General features: G+C 50.9%; 13 protein-coding genes and 1 riboswitch. Of the genes, 9 read left to right on the top strand and 4 right to left on the bottom strand.

Annotated features, from left to right (window positions below):
- The first annotated feature begins 57 nt into the window (after nt 1-57).
- The 6 genes from DFR42_RS27290 (at nt 58) to thiE (ending at nt 7,016) form a co-directional block, all read left to right on the top strand.
- A complete protein-coding gene (locus DFR42_RS27290) occupies nt 58-2,199 on the top strand; it encodes a tetratricopeptide repeat-containing diguanylate cyclase (RefSeq protein WP_170133717.1) in 2,142 nt (713 codons plus the stop codon).
- A gap of 69 nt (nt 2,200-2,268) precedes the next feature.
- Nucleotides 2,269-2,370, top strand: a riboswitch (TPP riboswitch).
- An 86-nt stretch (nt 2,371-2,456) separates the two neighbouring features.
- Nucleotides 2,457-4,370, top strand: coding sequence for a phosphomethylpyrimidine synthase ThiC (thiC, locus tag DFR42_RS27285; RefSeq protein WP_110258237.1), 1,914 nt, complete (start codon nt 2,457-2,459; stop codon nt 4,368-4,370).
- Nucleotides 4,371-4,372: 2 nt separating this feature from the next.
- Complete coding sequence (thiS, locus tag DFR42_RS27280; protein ID WP_110258236.1) at nt 4,373-4,573, top strand: sulfur carrier protein ThiS; 201 nt, start codon at nt 4,373-4,375, stop codon at nt 4,571-4,573.
- Nucleotides 4,574-4,743: 170 nt separating this feature from the next.
- Nucleotides 4,744-5,535: a thiazole synthase gene (locus tag DFR42_RS27275; protein WP_110258235.1), complete on the top strand. Its 792-nt coding sequence runs from the start codon at nt 4,744-4,746 to the stop codon at nt 5,533-5,535.
- Nucleotides 5,536-5,556: 21 nt separating this feature from the next.
- Entirely contained in the window at nt 5,557-6,375 is an 819-nt protein-coding gene (gene thiD / locus DFR42_RS27270; RefSeq protein ID WP_110258234.1) for a bifunctional hydroxymethylpyrimidine kinase/phosphomethylpyrimidine kinase, read from the top strand.
- On the top strand, nt 6,372-7,016 hold the full coding sequence (gene thiE / locus DFR42_RS27265; RefSeq protein ID WP_110258233.1) for a thiamine phosphate synthase: 645 nt from the start codon (nt 6,372-6,374) through the stop codon (nt 7,014-7,016). Before thiD ends, thiE begins: the two co-directional genes overlap by 4 nt.
- 12 nt (nt 7,017-7,028) lie before the next feature.
- Here the strand turns inward: thiE and DFR42_RS27260 are convergent, their stop codons facing one another.
- Both DFR42_RS27260 and dapA read right to left on the bottom strand, forming a co-directional pair.
- The gene (locus tag DFR42_RS27260) at nt 7,029-7,568 is read right to left on the bottom strand and encodes a hypothetical protein (protein ID WP_146218985.1); all 540 of its coding nucleotides are present in this window, start codon (nt 7,566-7,568) and stop codon (nt 7,029-7,031) included.
- A gap of 243 nt (nt 7,569-7,811) precedes the next feature.
- Nucleotides 7,812-8,753, bottom strand: coding sequence for a 4-hydroxy-tetrahydrodipicolinate synthase (gene dapA / locus DFR42_RS27255; RefSeq protein WP_110258231.1), 942 nt, complete (start codon nt 8,751-8,753; stop codon nt 7,812-7,814).
- A gap of 406 nt (nt 8,754-9,159) precedes the next feature.
- Between dapA and DFR42_RS27250 the strand changes: the two genes are divergently transcribed.
- Nucleotides 9,160-11,451: a UvrD-helicase domain-containing protein gene (locus DFR42_RS27250; protein ID WP_110258230.1), complete on the top strand. Its 2,292-nt coding sequence runs from the start codon at nt 9,160-9,162 to the stop codon at nt 11,449-11,451.
- Nucleotides 11,452-11,587: 136 nt separating this feature from the next.
- On the opposite strand, the gene coq7 is transcribed toward DFR42_RS27250, so the two are convergent.
- The gene (gene coq7 / locus DFR42_RS27245; protein WP_110258251.1) at nt 11,588-12,220 is read right to left on the bottom strand and encodes a 2-polyprenyl-3-methyl-6-methoxy-1,4-benzoquinone monooxygenase; all 633 of its coding nucleotides are present in this window, start codon (nt 12,218-12,220) and stop codon (nt 11,588-11,590) included.
- Between the two features lie 393 nt (nt 12,221-12,613).
- Between coq7 and DFR42_RS27240 the strand changes: the two genes are divergently transcribed.
- Nucleotides 12,614-13,750 carry a porin gene (locus DFR42_RS27240; RefSeq protein ID WP_110258229.1) on the top strand — a complete coding sequence of 379 codons (1,137 nt, stop codon included), beginning with the start codon at nt 12,614-12,616 and terminating at the stop codon, nt 13,748-13,750.
- 378 nt (nt 13,751-14,128) lie between these two features.
- Nucleotides 14,129-15,190 (top strand): porin, encoded by a 1,062-nt coding sequence (locus DFR42_RS27235; RefSeq protein ID WP_110258228.1) that lies wholly within the window; start codon nt 14,129-14,131, stop codon nt 15,188-15,190.
- A 238-nt stretch (nt 15,191-15,428) separates the two neighbouring features.
- Here DFR42_RS27235 and DFR42_RS27230 read toward each other — a convergent pair whose 3' ends face one another.
- Nucleotides 15,429-16,253, bottom strand: a complete 825-nt coding sequence (locus tag DFR42_RS27230; protein ID WP_110258227.1) for a 2-keto-4-pentenoate hydratase — start codon at nt 16,251-16,253, stop codon at nt 15,429-15,431.
- Nucleotides 16,254-16,271: the final 18 nt, after the last annotated feature.

Here is a 16,271-nt window from a genome sequence, read left to right as displayed (position 1 = left end):
TGGCGGTTTTGCCATAGCACCAATGAGAGAGACAAGGACAGAGCTATGAGGGCTTGCATGTCGCAGCTTCACACTTCCAGATGGAAAAGCAGTCTGGCGCAGGGATTGCTCAGCTTCAGCTTGCTGGGCCTTGCTGCACTGGGCAGTGCGCCAGCCTGCGCACAAACCAAACCTGATTTTTCCGAGATAGAAGCCATCCACACGCTGTCTGATAGCGACAATACGGCAGCACTGAAACAACTGCAGGAATACAAGGAAAAGCTGGGCAAGGATGCCGATTATGTGGTGCGCGCAGAAGTCTTGAAAACCCTGATAGGTATTCTGTATGACGCGGGTAAGATCAAGGAAGCTGATGCCGCCAATGCAGAATTGATGCAACTGGCAAAGTCCCGCAATGACAATGACATGATAGGTCTGGCCCTGATAGGCGAAGCCTTTCAATTGATGGATCAGGGCAAGTTTGCCATGGCCCTGGTCAAACTCAATGACATACAGCAAAGCTTGCGTGATACAAAAAACGCTGAAGTCCTCATGCGGATGAATATTGCCTTTGGCATGGTGCAACTGGCGATAGGCAATTTCGACAAATCCCTGTCGTACTTTCTCGAAGCCCTGAAACTGACAGACCAGATACCGCGTCGTCGTGTGCAGGCCAAGCTATACCGCATGGAATCCATCGCCAGGTTGTACCTGAATATGCATAATGCAGAAAAGGCGCTGGAAACCACCAATGAAGCTTTGGCGATGCAGCCAAAGGCAGAATCACCCAAGATTATTTCATCCTTGCAGATGACACGCGGCCTGGCGCTCATCGATCTTGGCCGTCATGATGAAGCTTTTGAAGCGTATAAGACTGTCTTGCAAATTGCTACCGATGCTGGCATGCCGGCCGTGGCAGCGACGGCTTTGGGTAATATCTCTGATTATTATCTGCATGTGCGCAAATTCACCGAAGCCGAGCGCGCTGCCCGTTTTTCTCTGGAAAAAGCCCTGGCTGTCAAAGACCCTTTTTCCATCGCCATTGCCAAGGCTAATATAGGTTTTTCTTTGGCAGGACAAAAGAAATTTTCCCAGGGCATAGAGTACATCAATGAAGCCAAGAAATTTTTCATGGAGACGGGTTCCAAGTCGGATGTGGAGAATTTGCTCAGTGAAATAGGCAATATGTTTGAAGCTGCCGATATGTACAAGGAAGCACTGGCAACTGTACGCGAACAGCAAAAGCTCAGCGATGAATTATTCCGCTCTGACCGGGCCAGGGCGGTAGCAACTTTGCAGGAGCAATTCAATGCCCAGCAAAGGCAAAAGCAGATTGAATTGCTGGCACGCGAAAATCAATTGAAAGACGCCGAAATCAAAAACCGGCAGTTACAGCAAGTCATCCTCATGCTGGCCGGTGTGCTGATGGTCATGATAGGGGCGGTCATTTTCTTCCTGTATCAGCGCGTGCGCAAGACCAACGAAAAACTGCGTGAAGCCAATGAGCAACTGGAATTCCATGCTGTTCGTGACCCACTCACGGGTTTGTACAACCGCCGTTCCTTTGTCGATATGATGAAGAGCAGGGTCATCTTGCCAGATGGCGAACGTCGCGAAGATGCACTGGAAAATCCGGATTGCCTGATACTCATGGATATCGATCACTTCAAGAATATCAATGATAATTATGGACATGCGGCTGGTGATGCCGTGCTGGTTGAAGTGGCCCGTCGCCTGCGCGGCTCGGTACGTGACAGTGACATGGTCTTGCGCTGGGGCGGCGAAGAATTCTTGATTTATTCACCGCGCACCAATCCCGCCCAGTTGAAAAATCTGGTTGACCGTATTCTGCGCAGCATAGGTGAAGAAAGCATGACAGTCGATGGTGCAGAAGTGCCAGTTACCCTGACAGCAGGTTTCATCAGCCTGCCATTCTCCGGCTTGCCAGAGGCGATTTGCAATTGGGAAAAAGCCTTGCAAATTGCTGATATGGCCCTGTACCTCGGCAAGGTCAATGGCCGTAACCGGGCCTATGGCGTCAGTAAATTACTGACTGCCTATGAAGAAGCACTGCCTGTGCTTGACCATGATTTATCTGCTGCCATCAAGGCTGGTATGGTTGAATTGGCTGAGGTACATGGACCAGTCAGGCAGGCAGAAGCCCATCCTCCTGCCACACCAGCCATGCCGCACGCTGAACTGGCCAGCGGAATCAAATAAAGTACCAGAATTTAAAAAAAGTCGTATAATCTGCCGTCTTCGTGGTTCAGGATGTTTCCTGGACCTCAAGAAAAATGCTAGGGGTCCTGCCATCAATCTTGTTGGCGGGTGAGAAATACCCTCGAACCTGATCTGGATAATGCCAGCGAAGGGAAGCTGCCAAAATTGGTGCCGCCTGTAATATGTCTTGATCTGCGCGCTCCCCTGTTTTGGAAACTCCTTTGCTGGCTCCATGCCAACAAAGCAAAGGAGCCAAAATGAACGCCAACCCGCAATTCTTGTCCGCTACCGCCACGGTAGATGAGGCAGCCATTCAGCCACTGCCGAATTCCCGCAAGACCTATGTACAGGGCAGCCGCCCCGATATCCGCGTCCCCATGCGCGAAATTACGCAGTCTGATACACCCGCCATGTTTGGTTCGGAAAAAAATCCGCCCATCTATGTCTATGATACATCCGGCCCTTACACCGACCCGGAAGTAAAAATCGATATCCGCTCTGGCCTGGCATCCGTACGCGGCGCCTGGATAGCCGAGCGCAATGATACTGAAGAACTGGCAGGTCCTACATCAGAATACGGCATCGCCCGTCTGCATGATCCCAAGCTCGCAGAGCTGCGCTTCAACCTCAAGCGCCTGCCACGCCGTGCATTGGCAGGCAAGAATGTCTCACAAATGCACTACGCGCGCCAGGGCATCATCACGCCCGAAATGGAATTTGTTTCCATACGCGAAAACCTGCGCAGGAAAGAATATCTGGAAAACCTGAAAGCCTCTGGTCCCATGGGCAGCAAGCTGGCAGAAGTCATGGGCCGCCAGCATCCTGGTCAGTCTTTTGGCGCTTCAATTCCTGCAGAAATCACGCCAGAATTCGTGCGTTCAGAAATTGCCCGTGGCCGTGCGATTATCCCTGCGAATATCAATCACCCTGAAATCGAACCTATGATCATAGGCCGTAATTTCATGGTCAAGATCAATGCCAATATCGGCAATTCTGCAGTCACTTCTTCCATAGGCGAAGAAGTCGAAAAAATGACATGGGCAATACGCTGGGGCGGCGACAATGTCATGGATCTTTCTACTGGCAAGCACATCCACGAAACCCGCGAATGGATCATCCGTAATTCCCCCGTGCCTATCGGTACCGTGCCCATCTATCAGGCACTGGAAAAAGTGAATGGCAAGGCAGAAGACCTGACCTGGGAAATCTTCCGCGACACACTGATTGAGCAAGCCGAGCAAGGCGTCGATTACTTCACCATCCATGCTGGCGTGCGCCTGCAATATGTACCAATGACCGCCAAGCGTTTGACCGGCATCGTTTCACGTGGTGGTTCCATCATGGCGAAATGGTGTTTGGCACATCACAAGGAAAGCTTCCTGTACGAGCATTTCGAAGACATTTGCGAAATCATGAAAGCCTATGACGTGTCCTTCAGCCTCGGCGATGGCCTGCGTCCGGGCTCTATCTATGATGCCAATGATGAAGCACAGTTAGGCGAATTGAAAACCCTGGGTGAGTTGACACAAATCGCCTGGAAGCATGATGTACAAGTCATGATAGAAGGCCCTGGTCATGTGCCCATGCACCTCATCAAAGAAAACATGGACCTGCAACTGGAGCAATGCCATGAAGCACCGTTCTATACCCTGGGTCCTTTGACGACTGACATCGCCCCTGGCTATGACCATATTACTTCTGGCATAGGTGCAGCACAAATAGGCTGGTACGGCACGGCCATGCTTTGCTACGTGACACCGAAAGAGCATCTGGGTTTGCCGAACAAGGTAGACGTCAAGGATGGCATTATCACTTACAAGATCGCTGCCCACGCCGCTGATCTGGCCAAAGGTCATCCTGGTGCGCAGATACGCGACAATGCCCTGTCCAAAGCGCGCTTTGAATTCCGCTGGGAAGACCAGTTCAACATCGGTCTCGACCCCGACAAGGCGCGCGAATTCCATGATGAAACCCTGCCTAAAGATTCGGCCAAGGTCGCCCATTTCTGCTCCATGTGCGGCCCGCATTTCTGCTCCATGAAAATCACGCAAGAGGTGCGCGACTATGCCAATGCGCAAGGCATCACCGAGATACAGGCGCTGAAAAAAGGTATGGAAGTGAAAGCCGTTGAATTCATCAAATCCGGCGCGGAAATCTACAAGAAGCAATAACCATGGTGGAGATACAGCTCAATGGAGAAAAGCGGCAACTGGTGAGCCCGCTGCTGGCTGATCTGATCGCGGAATTGAACCTGTCGCAACAGGCGATTGCCGTCGCTGTGAACCGGCAGATTATTCCGCGGTCGCATTGGGCGGAGCATCAGTTGCGGGTCGATGACAAGGTGGATGTGGTGAGGGCGATTGGCGGTGGATGAGTGTAGGTTGGGCTACGCATCATCAGCCCAACACTGTGCATTCAAATAACGTGCATGTTGATTCAAGGCCCAGTGTTGGGCTGGTAAACCGTAGCCCAACCTACGGCGCTAACAGTGTGCTGTCCAATCTATGACGTATTACTTGGTCTTCACAAATTTGAAAGAATTTTATGAACACAGAAAACACTCAAGGCTTAACCATAGCCGGTAAAACCTACCGCTCCCGCCTGCTGGTCGGCAGCGGTAAATACAAAGACCTCGAACAAACCCGCCTGGCGACAGAAGCCAGCGGTGCCGACATCATTACGGTGGCAATCCGCCGAGTAAATATAGGGCAGGACCCGAATGCACCAAGTTTGCTGGATGTAGTGCCACCGAGTAAATACACCATCTTGCCTAATTCGGCCGGTTGTTATAACGCTGAGGACGCAGTCTATACCCTGCAACTGGGACGTGAATTACTGGGTGGTCACAAGCTGTGCAAACTTGAAGTTCTGGGCGATGAGAAAACCCTGTTTCCTAACATGCCTGAAACCCTGAAGGCCGCCAAAACTTTGGTGCAGGATGGTTTCGATGTCATGGTGTATTGCAGTGATGACCCTATACAGGCACGCATGCTGGAAGACATAGGCTGTGTTGCCATCATGCCGCTGGCTTCATTGATAGGCTCAGGCATGGGTATTTTGAATCCATGGAATCTGTCGCTGATCATAGACCAGTCCAAAGTGCCGGTGCTGGTGGATGCTGGTGTCGGTACGGCATCGGATGCTGCCATCGCCATGGAGCTGGGCTGCGATGGTGTATTGATGAACACCGCCATCGCAGGTGCCAAAGACCCGGTGCGCATGGCACGCGCCATGGGCCTGGCGGTGGAAGCCGGGCGTGAAGCCTTTCTGGCAGGCCGTATGCCGCGCAAGTTTGCAGCATCGCCATCCTCTCCCATGGCTGGCCGCATTGTTTGATATTCGTTTGATAGCCGTTGAATGAAAACGAAAACACGTCCCTGTGTGCTGGTATTCGCCGGGCATGATCCCAGTGGTGGTGCTGGCATACAGGCAGATATAGAAGCCATCGCCGCGCAAGGTGCACATGCCTTGCCGGTGATTACTGCGCTGACGGTACAGGATAATGATCATGCCTATGCCGTGCACGCGGTGGACGTACAGATTATCTTGCAACAAGCCATGACCCTGGTCGCGAAGATGCCGGTCAAAGTCATCAAGCTGGGCATCGTCGCACACAAGAAAAACGCGACGGCAATTGCCAGTTTTATCCAGAAGATGAAACAGCAGCACGCTGATCTGCACATCATTGTTGACCCGGTATTGGGTAGTGGTCATGGTGATAGTTTATCGCTGGATGATGCCGTGCAGGCCATTGAACCCTTGTTAAAGGTCGCTACCCTGATCACCCCCAACTTGCCTGAGTTAAAGCGTCTGTCATCGCAAGCAGGCGATATACAAACACAAGTTGCGAACCTGATGCAAAGCACGGGTGCAGATGTCTTGCTGAAAGGCGGTCATGCAACAGAAGTACAAGTTAAAAATATCTGGTTCCAGCATGGACAGTGGCATACTGCGCAAGAATGGCAATGGCCGCGCTTGCCAGGTGAGTTTCATGGCAGTGGTTGCACTCTGGCCTCGGCGATAGCCGGGCAACTGGCAATCGGCGTGACTTTGCCAGAAGCTTTGCAAAATGCGCAGAGCTATACACAGCAAAGCTTGCAGCATGCCTATGCCATCGCTGCTGGGCAGCTGATTCCGGCGCGTCAGCCCATATCGAACACAAGGAAGAAATCATGAAAACATTAAATCCTCATCAATTGAGTGGCTTGTATGTCGTCACTCCGGATTGGGATGACACTGCTCAGCTTGTGGCAGTCACAGAGAGGGCTTTGCAAGGCGGTGCAAATATCGTGCAATACCGTCACAAGACGGCTAGCCCTGAGTTTCGTAAGACCCAGGCAAAGGCCTTGCTGGAATTATGCCGTCGTTTCAATAAGCCCTTCATCGTTAACGATCATCTGGAGCTCTGTCTGGAAATCGATGCTGATGGCTTGCATGTAGGCGGCACAGACATTTCAGTGGCTGATGCGCGGAAAAAACTGGGGCCTGACAAGATACTGGGCGCATCCTGTTATGGTGACCTGGAACTGGCACGTACTGCTGTCAGCGGCGGGGCCAGCTACATAGCCTTTGGTGGCTTCTACCCTTCACGCATCAAGAAATATGCAGTGACCACACCCGCCAGCATAGTCGGTGATGCGGTAAAAGAATTTGAGGTGCCGAATGTTGTTATCGGCGGCATGACACTGGAAAACTGCCAGCCCCTGCTTGCTCAGGGGGCTGACATGGTGGCAGTGATCAGCAGCGTGTATGTGACAGAAGAGCCTGAACTATCTGCACGCGCATTTGCCGGGCTTTTTGCTGGGCGCCAGAAGTGAGAGCAAGAGGGTTTATTTTTTCTCACTCTCAGCTTCTTTACTGGCAGGCGCAGCCGCTTGCGGCTCCAGGTCTTCAACCTTTAGTAATTCTGCCGTGGTCAGGATGCCGACGCTGAGGAGGTCGTGGCCTTGTACGGTTTCACACAGCTCTGGATACGCTACCGTGGCTTCTTTGCAAAAGCGGATATTGATTGCTCTGTTTGCGCCTGGGTAGTAAAAGTACATCATGTCACCGGCCCGGTTGATATACATGGCCTGATCCAGTAATTCTTCCGGGAATTTGCCATTTGTTGCTTCTAAAAGCCATTCACGCAATTTGGGTATGCCTTCGGTACTGACTTCGCGGGTTTGCTTTTTGTGTGGTCCATGAAAGCCCAATCGAGTTCGTGCCAGATTTTTGCTGGCTAGCATGCGCCTCTCTGTACCTGCCATGAACATGACGGCGCAAGAAGAGAAGCAATTACCCTGGACCGCGGTGTTGATCTTCCTGTCTTTGATAAACTGGGCGATGGCATAGGCGGCACCAAGGTCACCGCCGGAGCTTTCAGCCAACACAACATTGCGCACTTCGCCTGCTGACAGTTTGCGGCGAAATCTCTGGGTATCTTCCGCTTCTACCTTGCCATATAAAATCTAGGTGTCATTTGACCTGAGCATGGTCATGGCAGAGGCCGGTGCACCATGAAAAACCAGGGTAGCAGTCAGTAATGCAAGCAAAGGATACAGGCGCATCGTCATTCATACCGAAATAAGTGAAGCCACATTATCCTTTGCCCCGGCTGGCAGTGCAATGATCTATTTGATCAACTCAAGTTGTGCCATCGCATGTAATAACTTCTCTGTCGTTTCTGCAGTTGCTGTTTGCATGGGGGCACGCAGGCAGGCTTGCATAGTACCCGATGCTGCCAGTGCTGCTTTCAAAGGCGCAGGATTGGGTTCTTCAAAAAGCGCCTGCATGACGGGCAGCAAATGATAAAAAATTGTTCTGGCCTGTTCAAGCTGGCCAGTGCTGATGTGTGCCTGCAAGCGCAGGAGCAGGTCAGGGCGTATATGGGCAGATGCCAGTATGCCACCTGCGCCACCAAGGCACAGGGTAGAAAACAGCTGATGGTCTTCCCCGGCCAGTACCTGGATATCACCATCGATGATGAGCTGCATGGTGGCTTGCAGATTGCCACCGCAATCCTTGATGGCGACAATATTGGGATGTTTTGCCAGTTGCTGTATGGTTGCCAGCTCCATATTCACACCCGTGCGGTAGGGAATGTTATACAGCAGCACTGGCACTGCTGAGGCATCGGCAATTTCATTGAAATAATGCAGGATGCCTGCTTGTGATGGCCTAATGTAGTAAGGCGGTGTGACCAGAACACCGGCAAGCTGTCTTTGCCCTGTCTGTGCCAGCCTGTGCATGACCTGCTGCATATGATTGCCACTTAAACCCATGATGACCTGGTTTGCGGGGACGACGGCCAGTACGGCATCGAGCACTTGCAACTGCTCTTCTGCGCTGAGCGCTGCGGCTTCGCCGGTAGAGCCACAGACGACCAGACCGGTCACGCCTTCAGATATGAGCTTGCTGGCCAGGGCCTGCAAGGCCAGGAAATCCACTTCTGCTACTGTGCTGGCACAAAATGGTGTTACCAGGGCGACCCAGATGCCGGAAAAATCCGTTCGTCTGGCCTGAGGTGGGCGCTCTAAATGCCTGTTGCTGGAATTGCTAATGCTGCTGGACATGCCTGTTCTCCTGTGGACCGGTAAAAGGCCCGTCGGCAGTTGACATGGAGTGCAAGGGAAGAAAACCGTTTTGCCATCCTGTCAGCTCACCTGACGGGACAGCACGCCCCGGTCAGATGAGCGTCTGTTTCTTGGCTTTAGCAAAGACCATACACAAAGCAGTATTGCCTTGCGCGTGTGGTTGATCTTTGACTTGAGTTTGCATAGTGATAATGGCCTAATTGATGTTTGATTATCTGTGGCTTTGGCCAGGGTTGTCAATACTCCACATTTTACTGCCATAATAATTTTTGCCTGGCGAGTTCAGTCTTTAAGTGCTGAGCCCTTAGTCCTGCTAACAGACATGCGCATTGTCTCGTAAATTGTCTCTTATATTGTCCTGTGCATAGTCCCGTATAATCTGTCTATGCAAAATTTACTCCACAACTTAAATCCCGAACAACTCGCTGCCGTGACGCTGCCAGCGCAGTCTGCCCTGATTTTGGCTGGTGCCGGTTCCGGCAAGACACGTGTGCTGACTACCCGCATCGCCTGGCTGATACAGACTGGCCAGGTCTCGCCCGGTGGTATCCTGGCGGTGACCTTTACCAACAAGGCCGCCAAGGAGATGCTGACGCGTTTGTCCGCGATGTTGCCGATTAATACACGCGGCATGTGGATAGGTACTTTCCACGGTTTGTGTAACCGCCTCTTGCGCGCTCATCACCGCGATGCTGGTTTGCCATCGACTTTCCAGATTCTTGATTCTGGCGACCAGCTATCCTTCATCAAGCGTTTGCTCAAGGCCAACAATATCGATGATGAAAAATTCCCGCCCAAGACGCTGATGTATTTCATCAATGGTGCCAAAGACCAGGGTTTGCGGGCAGCACAGGTCGATGCCTATGATGACTTTAACCGCAAGCTGGTTGGTCTGTATGATTTGTATGACAGCCAGTGCCAGCGCGAAGGCGTCGTCGATTTTGCTGAACTCTTATTGCGTACTTATGAATTGCTGAGCCGTAACCAGCCTCTGCGTGAACATTATCAGGATCGCTTCCGTCATATCCTCGTCGATGAGTTTCAGGATACCAATGACCTGCAATACAAGTGGCTGAAGTTGATGGCGGGTGAGGGCGGCAAAAAAGGCGGCGCGGTGTTTGCCGTTGGTGATGACGACCAGAGTATCTATGCCTTCCGTGGTGCCAACGTCGGCAATATGTCGGCTTTTGAGCGTGAATTTCAGGTACAGAACCTGATCAAGCTGGAACAGAATTACCGCTCGCATGGCCATATTCTTGACAGTGCCAACGTGCTTATCGAGCACAACAGCAAACGACTCGGCAAGAATTTGCGTACCGATGCCGGCCATGGTGAGCCAGTGCGCATCATGGAATCCAGTAGTGATATCCAGGAAGCCAACTGGATCATAGAAGAGGCAAAAAACCTGATACGTGAAGGTTCGCTGCGTAGCGAGATCGCGATACTGTATCGCTCGAATGCGCAATCGCGGGTGATTGAGCATGCGCTGTTCACGGCAAATATCCCTTACCGCGTGTACGGCGGCCAGCGCTTCTTTGAACGCGCCGAGATCAAGCATGCCATCGCCTATCTGCAATTGATGGATAACCCGCACAATGATTCTGCTTTCTTGCGTGTGGTGAATTTCCCTACACGTGGCATAGGTGCGCGCTCGCTGGAGCAATTGCAGGATGTCGCCAGACAGCAGAATATTTCCATGTATGCCGCAGTACCTTATGTGGCGGGCAAGGCGGGTTCTTCTCTGGCGAATTTCGTCAAATTGATCGAAGGTGCGCGTTTTGAAACCCAGAACCTGCCCTTGCCAGAGATGGTCAAGATCGTGCTGGAAGTCAGCTGCCTGCTGACACATTACCAGACTGAAAAAGAGGGCGCAGACCGTATAGAAAATCTGGAGCAGCTTGTCAGTGCTGCTACGCTGTTTGTTTCAGAAGAAGGTTTCAATAAAGAAGCGCCTGCCTTTGCCGGCCCTGCCAGCAGCGCTGCAGTCTTGCTCGACAGCGGGAATGGTGATCAGATCATCGATGCCGATGCGGCCTTGCCAACGGTGATGTCACCGCTGTCTGCCTTCCTCTCACATGCTTCTCTCGAAGCGGGAGATAACCAGGCGCAAGCCGGGCAAGATGCCATGCAGTTGATGACCGTGCATTCCGCCAAGGGCCTGGAGTTTGATGCGGTATTCATCACTGGTCTGGAGGAGGGCTTGTTCCCACATGAGAACAGTGCGCAGGAAGAAAGTGGCGTGGAAGAAGAACGTCGCCTTATGTATGTGGCGATTACCCGTGCCCGCAAGCGCCTGTACCTGAGTTTTTCACAAACCCGCATGTTGCATGGACAAACCCGTTACAACATGCGTTCACGCTTCCTTGATGAACTGCCGGAAGAATCATTGAAATGGTTGACGCCGCGTGTACAGCCCACCTGGTTCGGCAATAAAAAATCCGCCTGGGATGAAGCGCCGGATGATGCCGCCAATCGTATCGCCCAGACTTTCAAGAAGAGTGATAACAGCATGAGCTGGCGCATAGGCCAGAATGTGGAGCATGCAAAATTTGGTGAAGGCGTGATTGTGAATCTGAATGGCGGTGGTGGTAGCGGCAGCCTGCGTGCCCAGATCAATTTCGGTAAATTCGGGATGAAGGAGCTGGACCTGAGTGTTGCGAAGCTGGAGAAAATATAAAAGGGCTGTCAAAGCAAAAAAGCGCAGAGTGAATAAATCACCCTGCGCTTTTTTATCAGATTTTCCGTTGCAATAAAAATAGGGCTGCCGGACTAACTGCTCAACTAACTGCTCAACTAATTGCTCAACTAATTGCTCAAATATAGTAAGCCGTTGTCGTCATGACCCTGGCCATCAGCTTCATGCCTGCCTGAACCGGAGCAGGCAGGGCGCTGGCACCCAGTGCCTGGGCCGCTGCACCGTGAGCAATTTCATCATCGCGCATTTGTTCGACTATGGCGCGTGATCTGGCATCTTGCTCAGGCAGCTTTTGCAGATGGCTTTCCAGATGGGCTGCCACCTGTTTTTCAGTCTCCACCACAAATCCCAGACTTAACGCATCGCCACTTTTTGCGGCCAGTACACCGCAGGCATAAGCGCCAGCGTACCAGAGCGGGTTCATCAGGCTGGTGTGTGAATTTAATTCTTTCAGACGGTTTGCAGTCCAGGCCAGGTGGTCTTCTTCTTCTATGCCTGATTGATAAAACTGCTGGCGAATTTCTTCTGTTTTCGCAAACGCTCCCTGTGCGTCATACAAAGCCTGGGCGCATATCTCACCTACATGGTTGACGCGCATCAGACCTGCTGCGTGTGTTTTTTCTTGCTCGGACATTTCCGCTTCATCGACATTCTGTGCCGGGTTGCTGCGTCGTGTGCGTGCCTGATTGCTGACTACCTGCAAAGCACGGTCAATACGCAGGATAAAGCGGTCTAATGGCAATAGGTTCATATTATTCTTCTGCAGAAATTGTGTCAGGCAAGCCGCCATGGACCATTATGTGACCAATGTCGGGCCTTGCTGCGGCGATAGGGTGAATTATAGGCCAGATGCAGAATTTGCTGACAGGCATCGCTATTGAATGTGATCTTCCGCAAGTGCAACAAAAACATTGTGATTGTCATAATAAGAAAGTAGATGCTTGTTGCGATAACGCCACATAAAATTTGCTTAAATACGATCGTTCGCAAATTCTCTTTGCCCAATTTCTTTTATTTTGTTTCAATGGAATCTAGCTTCTTAATCAGCAGGTTTCGAAGTCTTGGCAAGACTGAATAGAGTATAAATGGCTGACTGGTAACCGGGTATGGCCGCATAATTTTAATAATTTTGGAGACGCTTTCAATGAAAAAATCGATACTGGCATTCGCAGTTTTGAGCGCATTTGCAGCAACAGCTTCAGCACAAAATTCCGTCATCATCTACGGTATCGTGGATGCAGCGGTTGTCGCCACTACCAATCAAACACCTACTGGTGGTTCCAAATTCTCCATGGACGCTGGTCAGTTACTGACCTCCCGTTGGGGTATTAAAGGTTCTGAAGACCTGGGTGGCGGTTTGAAAGCAAACTTCAATCTGGAAGGCACACTGGCCAACGATACTGGTACAGCCGGTGCCGGTTTCGGTGGTAACGTATTTAACCAGACAGGTAATAATACTTCCCTGTTTGATCGTCTGGCATGGGTAGGCTTGTCTGGTGATTTCGGCTCTGTGACTCTGGGTCGTAACAATATTCTGGGTGTGGACTCTGTAGGTCTGGCTGATCCTATCAGTCTGGCACACGCAGGTTCCAATCCTAACGTGATGTTCAGTGCCCTGAATGCTGGTGCATTCTTTGGTGGTTTCGGTACTAACCAGGGCGGTACAGCACTGCGTCAAAATAACTCCATCAAATATGTTTCTCCTTTGATGTCCGGTTTCGGCGGCGCACTGATGTATGGCTTTGGTGAAAAAGCAGGTGATAACACAGCAAGCAACTATGCTGGTTTGTCTGGCTTCTTTACTGATGGCACAAACGGTGCTGCTCTGTCATACGCTAAATTGAAAGACAATTCCGGTGCTGCCTATCTGGCTGGCTGGGCAGGTGGTGCGAAATTCAAAGTGGCGCCAACTGTGATGCTGCGCGGTACTTATGCACACACCAAAGTTGACGGCAATATCAAGATCGATGCTTTGCCAAGTGCAAACGGTCGTAAACTGGCTGTGATCGGTCTGGGTGCAGACTTCAGTTTGTCTGATCAAATGACATTGACGACTGCTTACTACAATACCAAGCGTTCGGGCGATATCGAAGGCAAGGCAGATCAATACATCCTGCTGGGTAAATATGCATTTAGCAAACGCACAACAGCCTACGCTTCTTTGACTTACGCAAAAGCTGGTTCTGTTAATGCGCAAGATGTATCCTTGGCTCTGGGCATCATCGGTGCAGGTAACAGCTCTGCAACCCGTACAGCAGTAGGCGTATTGCACGCATTCTAATTGTAAAAAGTTTGTTTTTTCTTGCAAAGGTCGCTTGCGCGACCTTTGCAATTTCGTTTTCGCTTCATTTTATTTGTAAATATGTAATTTCTGGCAATAGTTTCACACGGTAAAGCTTGTTTTAATTGCACTAGAATACTTTCTTTTGTGGCAATTTTTGTTGCTTATCCGAGACATAATCACTCCATATTCCTCCCAAAAGCCGATTTAGCTTGGCTGTCTAACACCATTTTTGGTCAAATACGTTAACTTCTTTTTAGCGGTCTTGTCGGTTCTTAAGTATTAGCGCGTTTCGTACGATCAAGTTTTTGGCTCTGTTTTACGCGAATTGTGCTTAATGTAGTTCATATTAATGTGAAATCCTTTGGAGAAATATCAATGAAAAAATCACTCATCGCTCTGTCAGTTTTGGCTGCTGTTGCTGGTACAGCACAAGCTCAATCTTCCGTAACTATCTACGGTGTTGTAGATATGGCCTTGCAACATCAAAACACTGGCGATCCTGCTGGCTCTACTCTGGGTCTGGATAGTGGTATTCAATCCGGTTCCCGTCTGGGCTTTAAAGGCTCTGAAGACCTGGGTGGCGGTCTGAAAGCCAATTTCCAATTGGAAATGGGTATCAATGCTGATACAGGTAGCTCTGCTCAAGGTGGCCGTGCTTTCGGTCGTCAAGCATTCGTAGGTTTGTCTGGTGATTTCGGTGCGGTTAACTTCGGCCGTCAATACACACCAGCATTTATCGCGATCGACAGCTTCGATCCGTTCGGTACTGGTATCACTAGTGGTACAGCAGGTAGTGGTACATCCGGCCTGGGCGCTGCAGCTTACTTCGACCACGGTGGCGTTCGTATGAACAACTCCGCAACATACTCTACAGCTAACCTGGGTGGTTTCACAGGTACTGTTGCTTATGGCTTCGGTGAAGTTGCTGGTAACACAACTGCTGGCCGTTACATCGGCTTCTCTGGCGCATACGCTGCTGGTCCTGTTTTTGCTGAACTGGCTTACAGCAATGCACAAAATGCTAACGGTTCCAATGCAACTAAGAGCTACTTGCTGGCTGGTACTTACAACTTTGACGTTGTAACAGCACACGCTGGTTTCTCTTCCATCAAAGATGACGGCGCAGGTGCAGCAGCTCTGGATCGTCGCGTATGGTTGCTGGGTGCAACAGTACCAGTTGGTTCTGGCAACATCATCGCCAGCTACATCCGTTCCACTAACCAAAACAGTTTGTTGAAAGCTGCAAACGGTACACAATTGGCTCTGGGTTACACATACTCCCTGTCCAAACGTACTAACCTGTACACATCCGTTTCCCGCGCAACTAACGACGCAAACATCAACCTGGGTAGCGCTGACTCTTCAGCAACATTCAAACCAGTACCTAACGGCGCAACAGTTCGTCTGGTTAACGTTGGTATCCGTCACAAGTTCTAATGTAATGCTGACTTAGGTCAGTATTCAAAGAGCTTTGCAAGGCTGAAAAAGCACCCTCAGGGGTGCTTTTTCTCGTTTTGAAGGCTTGGGTATGGCAAGGGGTAATAAATCGTTTCCTGAGCGGCTCTACGCTTTGCCCCGTAAATATAAAAGGCTGACATTTTCATGTCAGCCTTTTATATTTAGCGATGATGAGATATCTGGAAATTAACTGCTATTGCCAGACTGTTAGCGACTTTTATGCAAAACTGACACTCAGGCCTGGCAAGGGTATTCCAGAGAATGCCGTCCCCCAGGTTTGCCCGGCCTGCACAGGGTAGGCATCAGTCCAGGTGCCGGTAGTAATGATTTCACCAGCTTGCAAAGGAGAAAATTGCGGTTGCTTTTGCAGCAGACCATGCAGATGCCAGATCGCATGCAAGGGGCTGTCCAGCACATTGCTGCCATAACCAGCGCTCAGCAAAGTGCCATCGCATGACAGCGAGACGCTGGCATTGGCCAGCAGTTCTGCCAGATGCAGGCGGCTGGCACTCGATAAAATGCGCGGCTCACCTATCAGCAGGGTGCCATGCAAGCCCAGTGCTGCTATCGCATCGGCTGCCTCAAACTTCCAGTCAGGGTAGGGGCTGACGACGATTTCTATGCCATGCGCCATCCATTCCAGGCAATCTGCCAGCTCTTCTATGCAGGCGTCGGCAGCAGGAGTCCTGCCCAGCTTGAATACCACTTCTGGTTCTATGCGCGGTTGCAGTGCACCAGTCAGGCTTTGGTAGGCATGATTGTCTTCTACATAGCGCACCGTGCTGTCAAACAGGCTGCTCCAGATAGGCTCTCGTATGGCGGCTTTTTCACCATACTTGGTCCACAGCTTGCGGTTGGTAAATCCCAGTTTGCGGCCTATACGCACTTCGCCTTCCGCAGCACGTATGGTGTCGGATGCTTTGGCAATGTCATAAGCATCCGCTATGCTTAATTCAAATTGCCAGCTCAGAGGGTTGACATGCTGGGTACGTGCCCTGGCTTCAAGAAAGGTGTAGGCATGCTGTTCGGCTAGTAAGGACATGGCATCAAGTTCGGTTGG

It is taken from the genome of Undibacterium pigrum, from assembly GCF_003201815.1.
Classification (GTDB): Bacteria; Pseudomonadota; Gammaproteobacteria; order Burkholderiales; family Burkholderiaceae_D; genus Undibacterium; species Undibacterium pigrum.
Note: the sequence above shows the minus strand (reverse complement) of the source record. Positions and strands in the feature narration are given on the sequence as shown.

Bases quoted from the DNA above. Each gene is read 5' to 3' on its own strand.
- thiE (WP_110258233.1), top strand. From the start codon at position 6,372: ATGAAAACATTAAATCCTCATCAATTGAGTGGCTTGTATGTCGTCACT.
- thiC (WP_110258237.1), top strand. From the start codon at position 2,457: ATGAACGCCAACCCGCAATTCTTGTCCGCTACCGCCACGGTAGATGAG.
- thiD (WP_110258234.1), top strand. From the start codon at position 5,557: ATGAAAACGAAAACACGTCCCTGTGTGCTGGTATTCGCCGGGCATGAT.
- DFR42_RS27275 (WP_110258235.1), top strand. From the start codon at position 4,744: ATGAACACAGAAAACACTCAAGGCTTAACCATAGCCGGTAAAACCTAC.
- coq7 (WP_110258251.1), bottom strand. From the start codon at position 12,220: ATGAACCTATTGCCATTAGACCGCTTTATCCTGCGTATTGACCGTGCT.
- DFR42_RS27230 (WP_110258227.1), bottom strand. From the start codon at position 16,253: ATGTCCTTACTAGCCGAACAGCATGCCTACACCTTTCTTGAAGCCAGG.
- DFR42_RS27290 (WP_170133717.1), top strand. From the start codon at position 58: ATGTCGCAGCTTCACACTTCCAGATGGAAAAGCAGTCTGGCGCAGGGA.
- thiS (WP_110258236.1), top strand. From the start codon at position 4,373: ATGGTGGAGATACAGCTCAATGGAGAAAAGCGGCAACTGGTGAGCCCG.
- dapA (WP_110258231.1), bottom strand. From the start codon at position 8,753: ATGTCCAGCAGCATTAGCAATTCCAGCAACAGGCATTTAGAGCGCCCA.
- DFR42_RS27250 (WP_110258230.1), top strand. From the start codon at position 9,160: ATGCAAAATTTACTCCACAACTTAAATCCCGAACAACTCGCTGCCGTG.
- DFR42_RS27240 (WP_110258229.1), top strand. From the start codon at position 12,614: ATGAAAAAATCGATACTGGCATTCGCAGTTTTGAGCGCATTTGCAGCA.
- DFR42_RS27235 (WP_110258228.1), top strand. From the start codon at position 14,129: ATGAAAAAATCACTCATCGCTCTGTCAGTTTTGGCTGCTGTTGCTGGT.